Below are 19,854 nucleotides of genomic sequence, written 5' to 3' on the forward strand. Positions count from 1 at the left end.
AATGATTTTGTTCTGAGATAGCTATTTGCTACAATAGACCTATGTTAGATTTAAAAGATTACGGCATTGAGATGTGGGAGGAAAAGAAGATTGCCTCTTTTCGCAGAACACTCCTTGCTTGGTACGACCAAGAAAAACGTGACCTTCCTTGGCGAAGAACGCAGAATCCTTATAAGATATGGGTTTCAGAAATTATGCTTCAGCAGACGCAAGTTGTTACGGTCATTCCCTACTATGAACGCTTTTTAGACCGGTTTCCGACTGTTGCTGATTTGGCTAGTGCTCCTGAAGAAAAACTTCTCAAGGCTTGGGAAGGACTAGGCTACTACTCTCGTGTTCGCAACATGCAAAAGGCTGCCCAGCAGGTTATGACTGACTATGGCGGACAATTTCCGTCAGATTACGATGGCATTGCTAGTCTCAAGGGGATCGGGCCTTACACAGCAGGTGCTATCGCTAGTATTGCCTTTAATCTGCCTGAACCCGCTGTTGATGGCAATGTTATGCGTGTCATGGCTAGGCTCTTTGAAGTTGACTATGACATTGGTGACCCCAAGAATCGCAAGATTTTTCAGGCTATTATGGAGAGTCTTATTGACCCAGACCGGCCTGGGGATTTCAACCAAGCACTCATGGACTTGGGGACAGATATCGAGTCAGCTAAAAACCCTCGTCCTGATGAAAGCCCTATTCGTTTTTTCAGCGCAGCCTATTTGAACGGCACCATGGACAAGTATCCCATCAAACTGCCCAAGAAAAAGCCCAAACCATTGCAGATTCAAGCCTTTGTCATTCGCAATAGCCATGGTGACTTTCTCCTTGAGAAAAATACCGAGGGCAGACTGCTAGCTGGCTTCTGGTCCTTTCCTTTGCTTGAGACTGATTTTATCGGGCAGCAGTTGGATTTATTTGAGGACAATAGCGGAGCGGTCATGGAGCTGCTGTCACAAAAGACACTTTTTGAGCAAAACTATAATCTCCGTCCAACCTGGCTGGACACAGCTTTCATACCCGTCAAACACACCTTCAGCCACCAAAAATGGACCGTAGAACTGACAGAAGGCTGGGTGAACAAAGACACCCTCGCTACTGGAAAAGAATTAACTTGGGTTTCCGCAGAAGAGTTCGACCAATACCCTATGGCAACACCGCAGAAAAAGATGGTTGAGACCTATTTCAAAGCAAAAAATCAATAAGATTTTGTTATAATGAGTTGGTAATCTAAAAACACAGTCGCAGTTAGGTAGTCTGCGAGCACATCCGTGTCAGTAACCTGCCCCTCCGGGTTGTCCTTGATTGCGTATTTCACATTAAGGAGGGGCTGTATGAAAATGACAGTCTATTTTGACGGCACTTTTTGGGCTGCTTTGGTGGAATGGCAGAGCAAAAAAGGTTATCAAGCGCTCAATCATGTTTTTGGAAAAGAACCCAAGACAGAGGCTATCAACCGATTTATCACCAAAGATTTAGCAAGACTCATGGAAAGACAAGAGCGTTTGGTCCAAGAAGAACCAAATCTCATGCCTGAACCCCTTGAGCCTAAGAAAGTCAATCCAAAACGTGCCCTAAGAGAAATCAACAAGTCCAAACGCAAACCTGTTTTATCCACTAAATCCCAACTTGCCATGCAGGCATCACAAGAATTAGTCAAGAAAGAACGAAAAAAACAGTCCAAAGAAGCCAAGCTAGCTGAGAAAGAACACCAGTTCCAACTCAAACAAGCCAAACGCCGTCAAAAGAAAAAAGGACACTGAAATCGTGTCCTCTCAAAACGAGCTCAGCTGAGTTCGTTTTTTATTTCGCTAAATTTGTCTATTTCACCTGAAAAATGGACCTGATAAGCCTTGAATCTTCTAAGAAAATCGAAAAATTATCCTCCACTAATCCATTTCACTCTTTCCTAAAGCCACCTCAAGGATAATCACAGGAAGGATAAAGAATTTCTTACCGTAAACTTGATAAGTTGAGGTCATGCAACTTATTTTTAGTCATTTTATTATCTATGTATCTATCAGACTTTACGATTCAACAATTTATTAACATAGTTATCTATCATCCAGATAATCTGAAACTACAAAATCTCAATCATGAATATGATTTTATCTCTGTATTTACTTATTTTGATAAGTCTGATTGAGATATCAACGATATTTTCTTGATTCATCTTGTGATGAGCTATATTTTATTCATAGATATCCTTAATATTAAAATGCTGATAGAAAAACTGCTTCTCTCAGCAGTAAAACTTTCTTAACAAGACTTGAAATCACTCTCTTTGACCTCAATTTTCTACGAGGCATTACGCTGTTAAAGAAAAAAGAGGTCTACTCAGATCCGCACAGTTGAATAGACCTTTCAATGACGATTCATCAGGGTTGAGATGCCACTCAACTACTGCGACTCATCATTATTATTGATAATAGAGCAAGAGGCCGGGTATATTTTCCCCGACCTCTTACAACTATTAAGCTAATTCTTCAATAATAGCTTTCAATTGTGGTTTGGTGTGTACACCAGCCACTTGTTTGACAACTTGACCGTCTTTTTTGAACATCAAGGTTGGGATTGACATGATGCCGAATTGACGGGCTGTTTCTGGATTTTCATCCACATCCATTTTAAGGATTTTCAACTCATCTTCATCGTATTCTTCTCCCAATTGTTCCAAGATAGGCGCTTGCATGCGACATGGACCACACCATGTTGCCCAAAAATCAATCAAAACAAGTCCTTCTTTAGTATCTTCTACAAAAGTTGCATCTGTAACTTCATGTGCCATAAGCTTTCTCCGTTTCATTTTAGTGATAAGCCTATTGTACACAAAAGCTTTGCATTTGCAAAATAATTGCTACGCAAAAATCAAGAGCAGGCTGGCTGACACAAGCCCTAGTAGATATCCGACAATGACATCACGCGGAAAATGCACACCACCAAGCACTCGACAAAGTGCCAAGAGCATAGACAAGACCAAAAGCAGAGCCCCCAAGCGTGGATAATAAATCCACACACATCCTGAAATCAGACTGGCAGAAAAAGTATGACGGCTGGGCATGGATTGGCCCTTGGTATCTTTGACCAGAAGGGGTTGGATATTCCAGACTTCATAGGGTCTAGGGCGGTTGAGCTTCTTTCGAACCAGAGACAAAATGACAAAGGCAGCTCCCGGGATGATAACTGCTAGCGCCAGCTCATTTCCCCATGAAAAACGAAGCAAAAGGCTGAGCAGAAAGAGGGGATAGACCGCATACATGAGGTAGGTCAGGACTCTGGTGACTAGTCTTAGGGCTGTGATGAGCCTTGGGTGCTTGCGGAAAATTGCCGTTAGACCTTCATACCAAGATGCGTAATCAGACATGACGGCCCTCTTCTAGCTGATTGACAAGGACTTGATAAAAGTCTGGATTCTGCTTTTTCAGTGAGACAAACTTGCCATTCTTGTCTAAGAAGCCGTGCTCCGAATGCCCCTTAAATACTAGGACGCCATCTTGATTGACCATTTGGTAATCAAGGACCAGCTTAGCAGCCTTAACCAAGACCACTTTCGTTGTGATGGTCAAGACATCCCCAAAAGTTGAAGTTGCCTTGTAATCAGCCGCAACAGCTGTCACTGGTGAGATAATTCCTTCTGCTTCAAGTCTGTCATAGGGATAGCCTAGCTGAATCAGCAAATCTGTCCTTGCTTCCTCCATAAATCGAATGTAGTTAGAATGATGGGTAATCCCCATGCGGTCAGTTTCGTAATATTGAATTTGGTGTTGATATGCTTTCATAACTTATTCTAATGTCACTATCGTCGCTCCTGAGCCACCTGCATTTTGTGGTGCATAGCCAAAACTCTTGACATGACGGTTGCGACGAAGATACTTGGTCACGCCTTCACGGATAACCCCAGTCCCGATACCGTGGATAATATCTACTTGCGCCATATTATTAAGAAGAGCTTGGTCGATAAAGGCATCCAATTCCTGCATGGCTTCTTCATAACGTTTGCCACGTAAATCCAGACGAGCATGCGGTCCAGAGCCACCCTTGACTTTCTTAACAACGTTGACTTGTTTGCGTTTAGATTCTTTAGCGACTTCTTCTTGAACACGAACGAGGGTAAACTCGTCTTCTTTGAGGGTCATCTTGATGATACCAACTTGGGCTTCCCAACGACCGTCTTTAAGTTGGGCGGTTAGTGTTCCTCGTTGACCATAGCTGGTGACAATGATATCATCTCCCAAACGCGGTGCACGCGCAGCTTTGACCTTTTTAGCCTTGTTGAGCACCTTATTTTTAGACAAATCAACTTCAGGCGCTAGTTTTTTCAACTTCCCTTTGGCTTCGATAATCTCATGCGGTTTTAGTTGGCTCTTAGCATTGAGATTTTTGAGAATGGTGTCTGATTCTTCCAAAGCCATGTCGATAATTTCTTGGGCTTGCGCGCGAACTTTTTCCATTTCCTTGTCGCGTTCGTGAGAGAATTCATTGTAGAGTTTCTTGACCGCACGGTTGAATTTAAGGTTTTCTTGTTCCACTTCCTTGATGTGGTCCAAACGTTTACGGGTTTCAAGGGTCTGAGCCTCAAGCTGATCAATGATGCGGTTGACATCAGAATCCGAATCAGTCATCTGCTCTGCTTCATTGACAATAAACTCAGCCAAACCAAGACGACGGGCAATTTCAAAGGCATTGGAACGACCAGGAACGCCTTGCATGAAACGATAAGTCGGGCTAAGTGTCTGCGTATCAAACTCCATGCTGGCATTTTCCACGTAAGCAGTCTCTATACCGTAAGCCTTAAGCTCAGGATAGTGAGTCGTTGCCATAGTCTTAATCTGACTGAGGCGCAGGTGCTCGAGGATAGCCATAGCAAGGCTGGCTCCCTCTTGCGGGTCAGTACCAGCCCCAAGCTCATCGAAAAGAACCAAGCTGTCGCTATCAGCAGCATCCAAAATCTCCACGATATGAGTCATGTGGCTTGAGAAGGTTGACAAGCTCTGCTCGATAGACTGCTCATCTCCAATATCAGCAAAAATCTGATTGAAGATAGCCACCTTAGAGCCCTTATCCGCAAGAATTGGAAGCCCTGATTGGGCCATGAGCTGCGCTAGACCCAAGGTCTTAAGCATGATTGTCTTACCACCAGTATTGGGACCTGTGATAACAATGGCAGTCAAGTCCTTGCCAAAATGCAAATCGTTGGCAACAGGATTTTTAAGCAAGGGGTGGCGGACGTTGATTAGCTGAACTTCTTTGTCACTTGATAAGGTCGGAATAGTCGCCGATTTATCAGCCATAAAGAGGTACTTGGCACGGACAAAATCCAAGTGTCCAAGAATCCAAGCGTTGTTTCGAATAACAGCAACATGGGGGCGGAGTAAGTCTGAGAAAGCACGCAAGATACGCATTTCTTCGTGACGTTCATCAGCACGCAACTGGGTGATTTCCTCGTTGAGATTGACCACCGCACGCGGTTCGATATAGACCGTACTTCCTGATGAGGAAATATCATGAACGACCCCTGACACGCGGTTACGGAAGGTATTTTTGACTGGTAGAACTGAACGCCCACCACGACTGGCAATCAGATTTTCTGCCAACATGTCAGATTTATTTTTAAGCATATCCTGCAAAATCTGACGAACTTGTGTTTCACTGTCAGTCAACTGACGACGGATGCGGTCTAATTCTGGGCTAGCAAAGTTTTCAAGAAAACCACCATCATTGATGGCTTGGAAAGAGCCTTGCAAGCTCGGGAAATCCTCAATGGTTTCAAAAAGACGACCGAGTGCTCTGAGGTCAACATTTTCAAGTTCAGCATAAAAGCGTCCCATTTCAGTTGATAAGCGCAGCACTTTTTTAACAGCTAACAGTTCAGGAATATTGAGATCAGCTTCCAGCTCCAAACGACGGAGACTCTCTGAAATATCAGTCATGCTTCCCAGTGCAAAGGAATGATATTCTATAAAAATCTGTTCCATATCCGCAACTTCCTCAAAAGCACGCGCTATCTTATCAGCATTTGCCATAGGCTCCAAAGCCAGCAACTCCTTCTGAGCTTGCTCGGTTTGTAAATATGGGGTCAAAAGTTCCTTGACCTTATTAAATTCTAAGTGTTCTAAAATCTTGTTATTCATGATTTCTATTATACTAAATTATTAAAAAAGAGTGTGTAGGACAGTCTCTCCCCAGACTGTTTCACTCCCACCTCCGCACAGTTGAGTGGCATCTAAGCACTGCGACTCACATTAGCCCGTACGAAAAGTGAAAAGGCTGAGATTTTTGTCTCAACCTCCTCTTGAGTCAGCATTATAAACCAGCCATCCACAAACTTGTCCATAAGTTTGAAAATGGTGGAAAGTGATTGATTAAAAATTTGACAAGGCTACTTGCTGCCAAATGATTTTGAATCGTTGTCATAGGCACTGTTGCTAGGGTCGTCAGTGTCATGCTCAAAAAGGCCATGAGAACCAGAACCGCTAGGACACCACTGATGATATTCAAAACAGATGAATCTAGCTTGTTTAGAGGAAAGAGATGGACTAAAATTCCCAAAAAGCGACCAATCAAATAAACCAGCGCAAAAATAGCAACAAAGGCGACACCGGCATAATAAGCCTTGTCCAAGTCAAAAACATTATAGGAGGTGAAGAAATTCATCGTAACACCTTCGGTCGGATTGGAGTAGGGAATCCACAAGCCAATCTTATCCGCAAGAGTCTGATAATGCTGCTTAGCAATAAACAAGCCCAGAACCATCACCACTGTGTAAAATCCCTGCAAAATAATGCCACGATTATAACCGATATAAAAATGCCAAAGCGCAAGAAGCAGTATGAGTAATGACAGCATGCTTATTCCTCACTTGCCTTTTCCTTAACTTCGTCAAGGTATTTCTGACGCAGTTCAGTCAGTTCTTTTTCCAGCTCATCAACCTCGATTTCACGCGTTAATTGAACTGATAAGGAATTGATTGCCATCAAAATAGCCACCGTTTCATTGTCAGCCTGAGGCAATTTTTCCTTGATAGCATCGTATTTTTCACGCGCCACACGCTCGACCTCTTCCATAAAGAGATTATCCTTGTCAGTTGTCAGCGTCAACGGTTTGTCACCAAAGACAAATTTATAACGATTTTTTTGATTTTGTTTAGTTTTCATAGCATACCTCTTAGTAGCATTATATCGTAAAAAGCGCTAGCCGTAAAATGCTAAAGTTTTTTCATCCTTAGCCCCTACAAGACCCCTATTTTGCTCAAATTATGATAGAATATTTTTTATGAACACGATTGTCATTCAGACTGATAAAGCCCTGCAAGAAAAAGTCAAAAAAGATCTGGGCAGTCACCAAATTAGTAATAACAACCAGTACGTTGCCTTCGCCGCTAAAATACAAGGAGTGACCATTCTCCTATACACCTCTGGAAAATTAGTTTTTCAAGGGAGCGGAGCTAGCAAACTAGCTGAAAATTATGGTTACCAAGCTGAGGAATCGGTTGATGAACCGTCTGGACAGAATTTTCCCATGATTGGGACTGATGAGGTTGGGAACGGGTCTTATTTTGGAGGGCTGGCTGTCGTTGCTAGTTTTGTCACACCCAGTGACTATGCCCTACTACGACAATTGGGTGTTGGGGATTCCAAGACATTAACCGATACTAAAATTCGTCAAATCGCTCCAATCTTGGAAGAAAAAATTCCGCACAAAGCCCTGCTATTATCCCCCAAAAAATACAATGAGGTGGTCGGTCCAGGTAAGCGTCATAATGCGGTTTCCGTCAAGGTTGCTCTCCACAATCAAGCTATCTACCTGCTCCTACAAGATGGGAGCAAGCCTGAGAAAATAGTCATTGACGCCTTCACCAGCCTTCCCAACTATCAAAAATACCTCAAGCAAGAGCGAAATCACTTTGATAATCCGCTAAGCTTGGAGGAAAAGGCTGAGGGCAAGTACCTGGCTGTCGCTGTTAGCTCCATCATCGCTCGAAATCTCTTCTTGGAAAACTTGGATAAGTTGAGTCAAGAGACGGGCTACACCTTACCGTCAGGTGCAGGGGCAAAATCTGACAAAGTTGCCAGTCAGTTACTGGCTGCCTACGGCATGTCCGCTCTTGAGCACACCGCTAAACTCCACTTTGCAAACACTAAAAAAGCGCAAGCGCTATTAAAAAAATAGGATATTAACACATGAAAAACTTTTTAAAAGAATGGGGAGCCTTCCTCCTCATCATGATTCTCTTCTTTGGTTCACGTCTTCTCCTTTGGCAGCCTGTCAAGGTTGATGGGCATTCTATGGACCCTACCCTAGCCGATAAAGAACGCCTCTTAGTCATCAGCCACACTAAGATTGACCGCTTTGACATCGTCGTGGCTAATGAGACTGAAAATGGCGTTAAGAAACAAATTGTCAAGCGCGTTATCGGTTTACCAGGCGATACTATCAGCTACAAGGATGATGTCTTGACAGTCAATGGTAAAACGGTTGACGAGCCTTACTTGGTGACCTATCAAAAATTATTCAAGAAGGACAAATTGCAATCGACTTATTCTTACAACAGCCTTTTCCAAGAATTAGCTGAGTCATCCAGCGCCTTTACCACAGACAGCAGTGGCAGTTCTTCTTTCACTGTCAAAGTGCCAAAAGGGCAATACTTCTTGCTCGGTGACGACCGTATCGTTTCAAGAGATAGCCGTGAAGTTGGAACTTTTGAAAAATCAACCATCGTCGGCGAAGTTAAATTCCGCTTCTGGCCATTTAACAAAATCGGAACTCTAAAATAAAGCATAGGGAGTGAGGAACACACCTTGCCATGACGAGGCTGGTCTTTCACTCCTTTTTCATATCATAAAGGACCTAATATGGAAGTATTTTTTTCAGGCACAATTGAACGTATTATTTTTGAAAATGCCAGTAATTTTTTCAAAATCTTGCTCCTTGAAATCGACGAAACAGACAGCGATTTTGATGACTCTGAGATTATTATTACGGGCACCATGGCTGATGTTATGGAGGGGGAAGAATACACCTTTTGGGGAAATCTCACCCAACATCCTAAGTATGGAGAGCAATTGCAGAGCAATCGTTACGAGAGAGCAAAACCAACCTCAGCCGGTCTAGTCAACTACTTCTCCAGTGACCAGTTCAAGGGAATCGGTAAGAAAACCGCCCAAAAAATTGTTGAAACCTACGGCGACAATACCATCGATAAGATCTTAGATGACCCGAGTAAACTGGATGGCATTTCGGGTCTATCTAAAGTCAACAAGGAAGCCTTTATCGCCAAACTTAAACTCAACTACGGTACTGAGCAAATTCTTGCTAAGATGGCTGAATATGGTCTGTCGAATCGCATTGCCATTCAAGTCTTTGATAAGTACAAGGAAACAACCATTGAGGCCATTGAAGCCAATCCCTACCAGCTGGTTGAAGACATTCAGGGCGTTGGTTTTAAGATGGCTGACCAGCTGGCAGAGCGACTCGGTGTGGAAAGCGAGTCCCCAAAACGTTTTCGCGCAGCCATTGTCCATACACTTCTAGAAATTTCTATGGAGCAAGGAGACACATATGTAGAGGCGCGTGAGCTCTTGGAAAAAGCCATCTACATCCTTGAAGAAGCTCGCCAAATCGAGCTAGACCCTGCCAGCGTCGCCAATGAACTAACCAACCTCATCGCCGAAGACAAGGTCCAAAATGTCGGCACTAAAATCTTCAATAACACCCTCTTTTATGCTGAAGAAGGCATCAAGAAGAATCTTAAGCGTATCATGGACACGCCTCTTCACAGCAAGTTCAGTGACGATGAGATTGAAGGTCAAATCCAAGATGTCCAAGAAGAATTTGGCATCAGCTACGACCAGATTCAAGAAAATGCTATCAAAGAAGCCCTGCAAAGCAAGTTTTTCATCCTGACAGGTGGTCCCGGTACTGGGAAAACGACCGTTATCAACGGTATTATCAACGCCTACGCTAATCTGCACGGCATTAATTTAGACAAGAAAAAGGACCTGCCCATCATGTTGGCAGCCCCAACTGGTCGCGCAGCCCGTCGCATGAATGAACTAACTGGTCTTCCGAGTGCTACCATTCACCGCCACCTGGGGCTCAACAGCGACAGCGATTTTTCAACCCTTGAGGATTACCTGGACTGCGACCTCATCATCATCGACGAGTTCTCCATGGTTGATACTTGGCTAGCCAACCAGCTTTTTGACGCCATCGGCTCCCACACCCAAGTCATCATCGTAGGCGACAGCGACCAGCTTCCTTCCGTTGGTCCAGGACAGGTTTTGGCTGATTTTTTAAAAATTGCAGAGCTACCTCAGGTAACCTTGACCAAAATCTTCCGACAATCGGACGATTCAACCATCGTCACCCTAGCCAGCCAAATGAGACAAGGACAGCTACCAGCTGATTTTACACACAAAAAAGCTGACCGCTCCTACTTTGAAGCCCAAGCTCAATTCATTCCAGACATGATCTCAAAAATTGTCCAATCAGCTTTGAAATCAGGTATCGAAGCCCAAGAAATTCAAATTCTTGCGCCCATGTACCGTGGTCAAGCAGGTATCAACAACCTTAATACCGTCATGCAAAATCTGCTCAATCCACTAAGAGATAACAACCAATTTCTCTTTAATGACATTTCCTTCCGCAAAGGCGACAAGGTTCTCCACTTAGTCAATGATGCTGAGCTCAACGTCTTCAACGGAGATATCGGCTACATCACTGACCTCATTCCAGCGAAGTACACCGAAAGCAAGCAAGATGAAATCTTCATGGATTTTGACGGACAAGAAGTCATCTACCCAAGAAATGAATGGCTGAAAATCACACTTGCTTACGCCATGTCCATCCACAAGTCACAGGGTAGTGAATTTCAAGTTGTTATCCTGCCAATCACACGTCAGAGCGGGCGCATGCTCCAACGTAATCTCATCTACACTGCCATCACGCGCTCCAAAAGCAAGCTCATCTTGCTGGGAGAACTATCTGCCTTTGACTATGCTGTCAAAAATGAAGGTTCAAAACGCAAGACCTATCTCGTTGAACGGTTTGGAGAGAGGGTCTCTGAGGGAAGCTCTAGTGAGGCGCAGCTGGACGGTAATCAGGAGCTAGCGCCAGCACATTCTCCTGAAGACAAGCAAGCAAAAGACTATCGTCTGACCGAGGAAAATTATCTGACCATTGACCCGATGATTGGCGTCAGCCAAGAGGATATCGACGCTATCTTCAAACAGTCAGACCACTAAAAAACCCGCAACCTTATCTGGTGCGGGTTTTACAAATCCAAAATAATGTCTTCATGCTCCTCTTCCAGTCCTGTGACTGTCACCCCCAAGAGCCTAATGCCAGACTGGCTCTCCTCCAAACTATCAAAAATGCTGTTAGCCGTCTGCTCAATCACCGCCAAATCGCGGGTCATTTTTTCCAGTGTCACGCGCTTGGTGAGGGTCTTGAAATCTGCGTAGCGCACCTTGAGCACAATCGTTTTTCCAAATTTTTGATTTTTCTCCAGCGTTTGGGCAACACGCTGCGCATTTTTAGCGATTTCTGCCTTGATATCAGCTTCGTTGTAAAGCAATTTAGCGTAGGTGCGTTCGCTGCCAATGGATTTGCGTTTACGGTTAGGTTTGACGGGTGAATTGTTGATACCTCTTGCTCTCCGATAAAGGTCATAACCAAATCGACCAAAACGGTCAATCAATTCCATCTCTGAAATTTCTAAGAGGTCAGCCCCATCGTAAACACCTAGCGCATGCAATTTTTCCACAGACTTCTTCCCAACACCGTAGAACTTTTCAATCGGTAATTCTTTCAAAAAGTCCTGAGCCTGTTCTGGCAATACAAGTGTCAGCCCATGTGGCTTTTCAAAATCAGAGGCCAGTTTTGCTAGGAATTTATTATAGGAAACGCCAGCCGAGCAAGTCAGATGCAGTTCATTCCAGATATCGTGCTGAATCAGTTTGGCGACCTTGATAGCTGATTTGATGCCCAGCTTATTGTGGGTCACGTCTAGATAGGCCTCATCAATGGACATGGGCTCTACCAAATCCGTGTAGCGATGGAAAATCTCTCTGACCTGCATCCCCACCTCGCGGTACTTGCTATAATTACCCGAAATAAAGATAGCCTGTGGACAACGCTCGTAGGCCTCCTTAGACGACATCGCCGAATGAACACCGAATTTTCGCGCTTCATAATTGCAGGTTGACACCACACCACGACCACCCGTTTTACGCGGGTCTGCCCCGATAATCACAGGCTTTCCATTCAAGGACGGGTCATCACGCTCTTCAACAGACGCAAAAAAAGCATCCATGTCGATATGGATGATTTTTCGCGATGTGTCATTGATAAGCGGAAAAATTAACATGCCGTCTCCTAGAATTTTTTAAAGCATAAATAAGCAAGTCACAATAACGAGAGTTTTCTTGTAATCTTTATTCACTAGGAGATAAACACTGCCGAATAGAAAACCAGCCAAACAAGTTAATATTCCTGTCAAGATACTTCCCTTTGACAAGATATGCATCAAGCCCCATGTCAAACCTAAGAGAATACCGCCATAGGGAATTTTATCATTTTTAAACCAAGTCTCAAAAGCCTTTTGTCCGAAAACCAGTACCAGAGAAATTAGGAAACTCTCAGCAGCATAATAGATATATTGAAATAGAAATCTCAACCAACCTAAATGCTGCAATTCAATCAAAATTTTGAAACCCTTCCAATCCCAGTATTGGACAAGTGTAATAAGGATAAAACTCAAGACAATCGTCAACCATTGCCAAACAGATACAGTTTTTTTCTCCGTTTTCAAAAGGTCAAAGCCAGTTTGTTTTTTAGCCAGAGCAATAATAGCGAATCCTAAACCTAACCAGCCCAGACTAGTTACTATCCAGTGAGCAATCATCTGAAACATTGTGGCGTGATAAATTGAAATCCCCAAAAATCCTTCCACTGTCACCAGTAATAATTCAAATAAAAAGGCAGCAATAGTATAGAAGGCTAACCACAGAAAATCAAAACCCGTAATATTTTTACTTTTTTCCATGATAAGCCCTCTCTTAACTTTGTAAACTATATAAGTTTATTAGACTCTTTTTCTGTTTTCATTTAATTTTTCAAAATTATAACACAGTTTCCCTCTATTTGTCAAACTGTATTATAAAAGAAAACGCTTAAAAATAAGAATTTCATTTGAGAAAGCGTTTACTATATGATACACTTATAACTGTAGATGTGACAGATATCGTTCTATCACAAAGAAAAGGAGAATATTATGGCAACTGTCAAAACTAACACTGATGTATTCGAAAAAGCTTGGGAAGGATTCAAAGGGCTAGACTGGAAAGAAAAAGCTAGCGTTTCTCGTTTCGTACAAGCTAACTACACACCTTACGATGGAGATGAAAGTTTCCTTGCTGGACCAACTGAACGTTCTCTTCACATTAAAAAAGTCGTTGAAGAAACTAAAGCTGCTTACGAAGAAGCTGGACGCTTCCCAATGGACACTCGTGTCGCTTCTATTTCTGAACTTCCTGCTGGTTTCATTGACAAAGACAACGAATTGATTTTCGGTCTTCAAAACGATGAACTCTTCAAATTGAACTTCATGCCAAAAGGTGGTATCCGTATGGCTGAAACTGCTTTGAAAGAACATGGTTATGAACCAGACCCAGCAGTACATGAAATCTTTACAAAATATGCAACAACTGTAAACGACGGTATTTTCCGCGCTTACACTTCTAACATCCGTCGTGCCCGCCATGCTCACACTGTAACTGGTCTTCCAGATGCTTACTCACGTGGACGTATCATTGGGGTTTATGCACGTCTTGCTTTGTACGGTGCTGACTACTTGATGCAAGAAAAAGTTAACGACTGGAACGCAATCACTGAAATCGACGAAGAATCAATCCGTCTTCGTGAAGAAGTTAACCTTCAATACCAAGCACTTGGTGAAGTTGTCAAACTTGGTGACCTTTACGGCGTTGATGTTCGTAAACCAGCCATGAACGTCAAAGAAGCTATCCAATGGGTTAACATCGCTTTCATGGCAGTATGTCGTGTCATCAATGGTGCTGCAACATCTCTTGGACGTGTGCCAATCGTTCTTGATATCTTTGCAGAACGTGACCTTGCTCGCGGAACATTCACTGAATCAGAAATCCAAGAATTCGTTGATGACTTCGTTATGAAACTTCGTACTGTTAAATTTGCACGTACAAAAGCATACGACGAACTCTACTCAGGTGACCCAACATTCATCACAACTTCTATGGCTGGTATGGGGGCAGACGGACGTCACCGTGTAACTAAGATGGACTACCGTTTCTTGAACACTCTTGACAACATCGGTAACGCTCCAGAACCAAACTTGACAGTTCTTTGGACTGACAAATTGCCTTACTCATTCCGTCGCTACTGTATGAAGATGAGCCACAAACACTCTTCAATCCAATATGAAGGTGTGACAACAATGGCTAAAGAAGGTTACGGTGAAATGTCATGTATCTCATGCTGTGTATCACCACTTGACCCAGAAAACGAAGACCGTCGCCACAACCTTCAATACTTCGGTGCCCGTGTTAACGTTATGAAAGCCCTTCTTACAGGTCTTAATGGTGGTTACGATGACGTCCATAAAGACTACAAAGTATTTGACATCGACCCTGTTCGTGATGAAGTCCTTGACTTTGACACTGTTAAAGCTAACTTCGAAAAATCACTTGACTGGTTGACTGATACTTACGTAGATGCTATGAACATCATCCACTACATGACTGACAAATACAACTACGAAGCAGTTCAAATGGCCTTCTTACCAACTCGTGTTCGTGCGAACATGGGATTCGGTATCTGTGGTTTCGCAAACACTGTTGACTCATTGTCAGCGATCAAATACGCTACTGTTAAACCAATCCGTGACGAAGATGGCTACATCTACGACTACGAAACAGTTGGTGACTTCCCTCGTTATGGTGAAGATGATGACCGCGTGGACTCAATTGCCGAATGGTTGCTTGAAGCCTTCCACGGACGTCTTGCTAGCCACAAACTTTACAAGAATGCAGAAGCTACTGTATCACTTCTTACTATCACTTCAAACGTTGCCTACTCTAAACAAACTGGTAACTCACCAGTCCACAAAGGGGTATTCCTCAACGAAGATGGTACTGTCAACAAATCTAAAGTAGAATTCTTCTCACCAGGTGCTAACCCATCTAACAAAGCTAAAGGTGGTTGGTTGCAAAACTTGAACTCATTGTCTAAACTTGACTTTGCACATGCAAACGATGGTATCTCATTGACAACCCAAGTATCTCCGCGCGCTCTTGGTAAAACATTTGACGAACAAGTTGATAACTTGGTAACAATCCTTGATGGTTACTTCGAAAACGGTGGTCAACACGTTAACTTGAACGTTATGGACCTTAAAGACGTTTACGATAAAATCATGAATGGTGAAGATGTTATCGTTCGTATCTCTGGATACTGTGTAAACACTAAATACCTCACTCCTGAACAAAAAACTGAATTGACACAACGTGTCTTCCACGAAGTTCTTTCAATGGACGACGCTGTACAAGATTTGGTTTAATCAAAAATTCTAAAAAGCCTTTGCCGACTGGCAAGGGCTTTTGCTATAATATAAACATGATTATCAAACAAACGCGAAACACCCTATCTGACACCTATCTGGATGCCATGCGCATCCGCCAGCAAGTCTTTGTCAAAGAACAAGGCCGTCCCCAGAAGCCTAGAAATCGATGCTAAGGAGCCCTATTGCCTGCATTTTGTCCCTTTATACTGATGATAATAAAGCTGTCGCTACCTGCCGTATTTTACCTGATAACTACCACCCCAAGGCTAACTTACAACGAATGGCAGTGCTTCAAAGCTATCGCAAACAAAGTTTAGGAAAACAACTGCTCCAATACATTATTGAATACCTGCAGAGCCAAGGCTTTCAAGCTATTAGCCTACACGCCCAATTACCCGCGCAAGCATTTTACCAAAATTGTGGCTTCGTCCAGGAAGGACAGACTTTCCAAGAAGCAGGTATCGACCACACCAATATGACTCGCACCCTATAAGCAAAAATGAGAAGGACGCTATGCCTTCTCATTTTCACATTTCAAGTCAGCCACTAAAGCCTGATAAATATAACGACGCACCGCAATCCACAAGGGGCGGTCATCCACATCGTAGGTACGATTGGTCAAGAAAATCGCTGCTGTCTGGTCTTTGCGGTTAACCATGACAAAAGGACCTGTATAGCCTGTGTGGTCAAGCCAGTCCCCTTCTAAATTCCAAGCCATAGAACGTGGCTTGTCACCGCCATAATTCTGCCACAAGTCCTTAGCAAAATCATCTTTGAGGTAATGCTCTAGAAATTTCTCTAAATCTCCCACCGTCGAAAATAGCCCTGCTGAACCTGCATGCTCTCCTAGGACATTGGCTTTAGGGTCATGCACTCGCCCGTCAGCTATCCCTTTCACAGTCGGAACTGCACCTATTCGCGGACCAAAACTGGTTTCAGTCATGCCAAATGAAGTAAAAATGGATGCTTCAAATAATTTCGCAAGTGATTTTCCTGTCAAATGCTCTAACATGAATCCCAGTAACAAAAAGTTGATATCCGTGTATTTAAAACGTTTGTCAGCTGTCACCTTGATATGATTGATAGCCTCTTTCAACTTTGCAGCATTGAGCTCATTTCGATTGGGGATAAAGGGGTCAATCCCACTGGTATGAGTCAATAGCTGGCGCAAGCTAATCGAATCATCGTGAAAGTCTGGATAATAAGCCTTAAGCGACTGATCTAAGGCCAAAGCTCCGCTATTAACCATAAAAATCATCTGCGTCCCAACACCAACCACCTTAGATACACTGGCTAAGTCGTAAACCAGACCCGCAGTTACTGGCGTGGTCCCATCTATAGTCCCGAGATAATGCTCAGTCCACTTGCCCGCTTGATAAGTCGCTAGTGTCGCACCTCGATAAAGGCCGTCTGTCATCTGACCTCGGATGATTTCCAATGCTCTTGTCGTCATCGTTTTTCAATCCAAATCTCGATTTTGCTCAAATCTGAGATGACAAGCACTGTCTCCTTGCGGTCAAGGTAAACAGAGGCGCCCTTGGCTTCCATGAAGTCCTTAAGTGCTGACAAATCATAATCTTTAGGAACCTGACATTCCAAAATTTCAATATCCCAAGTCACGTTAGGTTCGATGGCTAAATCTGGACCTTCTGCCTGATTGAAGACCAAAATAACAGGAAATTCACTGTTGAAAAACTGATTATAAAAATCCTGCGCAGCCCCCTTATCTGCTACGTTCAAGGTAATCGCTTCGTAAGTGAAATCAGATAAGCCTTTAAAGGTATCATCAGCTGATAATTCTGGGCGGTCAATGTCAACTAAATCAGCCACATCATCCTCGGCGTGAACTAGGAAATGGTCTCCTTCTGGAGAAATCGTTTCATAGGCATAGCCATTTTTCCCTTGGAAAACACGGCTAGCACTAGCCCCATTTCCCAAAAGCGCTACAATATCAGATGCCTTGAACACCTTAATCCTTATCTGTGATAACTTTTTAGGACCTTCCACCGCGCGCGTACGCATGCTTGGTGACTCCTCAATCACAAAGCTGGTCTCTTTATTTTCCCAAGCAGAAAAAATAGCTAGCGCATTTTCCTCACTAACCAAGCGAAGACCTAGCGATTTTTGGTAAAAGGCAATGTTCTGGTCACGGTTATTCACACGTAAAACAGGATGGTTAAACCTAATAGCATTAAACAATGTCATATATTCCTCCTCGTCCTTTCTATTTTAGAGAAATTTACCTATTTTCGCAACTATCTTTGTGCTTCTCGGATAAATTGACAGTTTCCCCATTTTCTTGTAGACTTGTTATCATGAATGAATTATTATTACTACGAGGAATTCAGGTGCTTTTGATTCTTGCTATGATTAGCATTTTGACCGTCTTGATTCATTATATTATTGCTCATAAAATCAACCCTTTTAAACGCTTTTTCACTGGGCTCTGGATTGGTTTTATTACTGATGCCTTAGACACTCTTGGAATTGGGTCTTTCGCGACTACGACAACCTTCTTCAAACTAACCAAGATAGTCGATGATGATAGTAAATTGCCTGCGACTATGAATGCTGCCCATGTGTTGCCTGTCTTACTTCAGTCGCTCTGCTTTATTCTTGTTGTCAAAGTCGAAGCGACTACTTTAATTGCCATGGCTAGCGCTGCTTTCATGGGAGCTTTCTTTGGTGCTAGGATTACCAAAAACTGGCACGCACCAACGGTCCAACGTATTCTAGGAACGCTTCTCATTGTCGCTGCCCTCATTATGGTCTTCCGCATGGTGACCAACCCTGGGGCTGGTAATTCAGATGCTGTCCACGGTTTGCACGGTATTTGGCTCTTTGTCGGTATCGGCTTCAACTTCATCATTGGCGTTCTTATGACGATGGGACTTGGAAATTATGCCCCTGAGCTCATCTTCTTCTCCCTCATGGGCTTGAGTCCAGCAGTTGCCATGCCTGTCATGATGCTTGACGCTGCCATGATTATGACCGCCTCAACCACTCAATTCGTCAAGGAAGGGCGTGTCAACTGGGATGGTTTTGCAGGAATTGTCATCGGTGGAATCATCGGCGTTCTCGTAGCAGTACTCTTCCTCACCAACTTGGATTTAAACAGCTTAAAAACACTCGTCGTCTTCATCGTTATCTTCACAGGTGGTATGTTAATCCGTTCCTCTTTCAAAAAAGATATCAAGCAACACTCACATCATTGATTGTCAAAAGTCTGATTGGAAGATCAGGCTCTTTTTTTAAGATAAATCAACCAAATCACAAGAAAAAAGCCAAGACTGACATCTTAGCTTTTTCATTTGAGTTATTAGTCTATCTTAAAGGTAGATCAATTTGAACAATGCTACAGCACAGATTGCAGCAAGGATTGGAGCTACAACTGGTACCCAAGCATACCACCATTTAGAATCGCCTTTGTGTTCACCAAGGATTGATTTTGGCAAGAAGTGGTGAACGATACGAGGACCAAGGTCACGTGCAGGGTTCAAACCAGGACCTGTAGGACCACCAAGTGATGCTACAAGAGTCATAACCAAGAAACCAATACCAAGGTGAGCTACTGCAAGTGAACCAGTAATGTATGGTGAAGCTTGTGTTTGAGCAACAGTTTGGTCATAACCAGCGTCAACCAATTTACCAACAAGTTCTGCACCAAAGTAGTTCTTAGTCATAGCCATAGCTCCTAAAAAAAGAACAAATGAACCAAGGAACTCGTTCAAGAAACCGTTAATCCAAGCTGCTTTGTGGCTAGCTGCTGTACCATCATCAACGTTAGAGATTGTTGAGAATGAACCCAAGATGTGGTTTGGATTTTCAGTTTGTAGGTAGTAAGGTTTGTGAACCATAACAACAAGCAACTGACCAAACATAGCACCAAGTACCTGTGCAATGATGTATTGTGCAACATGTGCCCATGGGAAAAGTCCTGAAACAGCAAGACCAAGTGTAAAGGCAGGGTTGATGTGGTTACCTGATACATTACCAAACATAAGTGCTGGAATCATAACACCAAAACCATAACCAAGAGTGATGATGACCCAACCAGAGTTGTTTCCTTTAGTTCCTTTAAGGTCAACGTTAGCAACGGCACCATTCCCCAAAATAATAAGGAGAGCTGTACCAATAAATTCTGTGATGTACTTCACAGTCCATGTAACATCCATGTGTCTTTGTTTCCTCCAAAATGATATTAATTTAGACATCTACCATTTTATCAAGTATAATAGATAATGTAAAGCATAACTAGAAATAAA

General features: G+C 43.1%; 18 protein-coding genes and 1 pseudogene. 8 read left to right on the plus strand and 11 right to left on the minus strand.

All coding sequences use genetic code 11. From position 1 onward, the window contains the following. Positions 1–41: 41 nt before the first annotated feature. A complete protein-coding gene (mutY, locus tag IYQ92_RS04065; protein WP_195675466.1) occupies positions 42–1,196 on the plus strand; it encodes an A/G-specific adenine glycosylase in 1,155 nt (384 codons plus the stop codon). 129 nt (positions 1,197–1,325) lie between these two features. Next, positions 1,326–1,754, plus strand: coding sequence for a YjdF family protein (locus IYQ92_RS04070; protein ID WP_195675467.1), 429 nt, complete (start codon positions 1,326–1,328; stop codon positions 1,752–1,754). A gap of 710 nt (positions 1,755–2,464) precedes the next feature. On the opposite strand, the gene trxA is transcribed toward IYQ92_RS04070, so the two are convergent. The 6 genes from trxA to zapA form a co-directional block, all read right to left on the minus strand. Next, positions 2,465–2,779: a thioredoxin gene (gene trxA / locus IYQ92_RS04075; protein WP_195675468.1), complete on the minus strand. Its 315-nt coding sequence runs from the start codon at positions 2,777–2,779 to the stop codon at positions 2,465–2,467. Positions 2,780–2,848: 69 nt separating this feature from the next. Continuing rightward, positions 2,849–3,355 (minus strand): phosphatase PAP2 family protein, encoded by a 507-nt coding sequence (locus IYQ92_RS04080; RefSeq protein ID WP_195675469.1) that lies wholly within the window; start codon positions 3,353–3,355, stop codon positions 2,849–2,851. Continuing rightward, positions 3,348–3,770 (minus strand): acyl-CoA thioesterase, encoded by a 423-nt coding sequence (locus IYQ92_RS04085; protein WP_195675470.1) that lies wholly within the window; start codon positions 3,768–3,770, stop codon positions 3,348–3,350. The genes IYQ92_RS04080 and IYQ92_RS04085 overlap by 8 nt, the downstream gene beginning before the upstream one ends. Before the next feature lie 3 nt (positions 3,771–3,773). Continuing rightward, positions 3,774–6,122: an endonuclease MutS2 gene (locus IYQ92_RS04090; protein ID WP_195675471.1), complete on the minus strand. Its 2,349-nt coding sequence runs from the start codon at positions 6,120–6,122 to the stop codon at positions 3,774–3,776. A 172-nt stretch (positions 6,123–6,294) separates the two neighbouring features. Beyond that, on the minus strand, positions 6,295–6,837 hold the full coding sequence (locus IYQ92_RS04095) for a CvpA family protein (RefSeq protein ID WP_195675472.1): 543 nt from the start codon (positions 6,835–6,837) through the stop codon (positions 6,295–6,297). 2 nt (positions 6,838–6,839) lie between these two features. Further along, the gene (gene zapA / locus IYQ92_RS04100; protein ID WP_195675473.1) at positions 6,840–7,145 is read right to left on the minus strand and encodes a cell division protein ZapA; all 306 of its coding nucleotides are present in this window, start codon (positions 7,143–7,145) and stop codon (positions 6,840–6,842) included. A gap of 118 nt (positions 7,146–7,263) precedes the next feature. Between zapA and rnhC the strand changes: the two genes are divergently transcribed. From rnhC to IYQ92_RS04115, 3 genes are all read left to right on the plus strand, one after another. After that, entirely contained in the window at positions 7,264–8,160 is an 897-nt protein-coding gene (rnhC, locus tag IYQ92_RS04105) for a ribonuclease HIII (protein WP_195675474.1), read from the plus strand. An 11-nt stretch (positions 8,161–8,171) separates the two neighbouring features. Then, positions 8,172–8,765: a signal peptidase I gene (gene lepB, locus IYQ92_RS04110; protein WP_195675475.1), complete on the plus strand. Its 594-nt coding sequence runs from the start codon at positions 8,172–8,174 to the stop codon at positions 8,763–8,765. Between the two features lie 78 nt (positions 8,766–8,843). Next, complete coding sequence (locus tag IYQ92_RS04115; RefSeq protein WP_195675476.1) at positions 8,844–11,234, plus strand: ATP-dependent RecD-like DNA helicase; 2,391 nt, start codon at positions 8,844–8,846, stop codon at positions 11,232–11,234. Between the two features lie 29 nt (positions 11,235–11,263). Here IYQ92_RS04115 and dinB read toward each other — a convergent pair whose 3' ends face one another. Beyond that, on the minus strand, positions 11,264–12,358 hold the full coding sequence (gene dinB / locus IYQ92_RS04120; protein WP_195675477.1) for a DNA polymerase IV: 1,095 nt from the start codon (positions 12,356–12,358) through the stop codon (positions 11,264–11,266). Positions 12,359–12,376: 18 nt separating this feature from the next. Next, positions 12,377–13,036, minus strand: coding sequence for a hypothetical protein (locus IYQ92_RS04125; protein ID WP_195675478.1), 660 nt, complete (start codon positions 13,034–13,036; stop codon positions 12,377–12,379). Between the two features lie 228 nt (positions 13,037–13,264). Here IYQ92_RS04125 and pflB point away from each other — a divergent pair, with 228 nt between their 5' ends. Together pflB and IYQ92_RS04135 are read left to right on the plus strand one after the other, a co-directional pair. Further along, on the plus strand, positions 13,265–15,586 hold the full coding sequence (gene pflB / locus IYQ92_RS04130) for a formate C-acetyltransferase (protein WP_195675479.1): 2,322 nt from the start codon (positions 13,265–13,267) through the stop codon (positions 15,584–15,586). Positions 15,587–15,642: 56 nt separating this feature from the next. Continuing rightward, positions 15,643–16,082 (plus strand): annotated as a pseudogene (locus tag IYQ92_RS04135) (GNAT family N-acetyltransferase). Positions 16,083–16,100: 18 nt separating this feature from the next. Here IYQ92_RS04135 and IYQ92_RS04140 read toward each other — a convergent pair. Together IYQ92_RS04140 and IYQ92_RS04145 are read right to left on the minus strand one after the other, a co-directional pair. After that, positions 16,101–17,042, minus strand: a complete 942-nt coding sequence (locus IYQ92_RS04140; protein WP_195675480.1) for a serine hydrolase domain-containing protein — start codon at positions 17,040–17,042, stop codon at positions 16,101–16,103. Continuing rightward, positions 17,039–17,794, minus strand: coding sequence for a CppA N-terminal domain-containing protein (locus IYQ92_RS04145; RefSeq protein WP_195675481.1), 756 nt, complete (start codon positions 17,792–17,794; stop codon positions 17,039–17,041). The genes IYQ92_RS04140 and IYQ92_RS04145 overlap by 4 nt, the downstream gene beginning before the upstream one ends. Before the next feature lie 110 nt (positions 17,795–17,904). Here IYQ92_RS04145 and IYQ92_RS04150 point away from each other — a divergent pair, with 110 nt between their 5' ends. Further along, positions 17,905–18,804, plus strand: a complete 900-nt coding sequence (locus IYQ92_RS04150) for a TSUP family transporter (RefSeq protein WP_195675482.1) — start codon at positions 17,905–17,907, stop codon at positions 18,802–18,804. Between the two features lie 114 nt (positions 18,805–18,918). On the opposite strand, the gene gla is transcribed toward IYQ92_RS04150, so the two are convergent. After that, positions 18,919–19,764 carry an aquaglyceroporin Gla gene (gla, locus tag IYQ92_RS04155; protein ID WP_195675483.1) on the minus strand — a complete coding sequence of 282 codons (846 nt, stop codon included), beginning with the start codon at positions 19,762–19,764 and terminating at the stop codon, positions 18,919–18,921. Between the last annotated feature and the right edge of the window lie 90 nt (positions 19,765–19,854).

Origin of the sequence: Streptococcus sp. HF-1907 (assembly GCF_015594605.1) — a bacterium.
Classification (GTDB): domain Bacteria; phylum Bacillota; class Bacilli; order Lactobacillales; family Streptococcaceae; genus Streptococcus.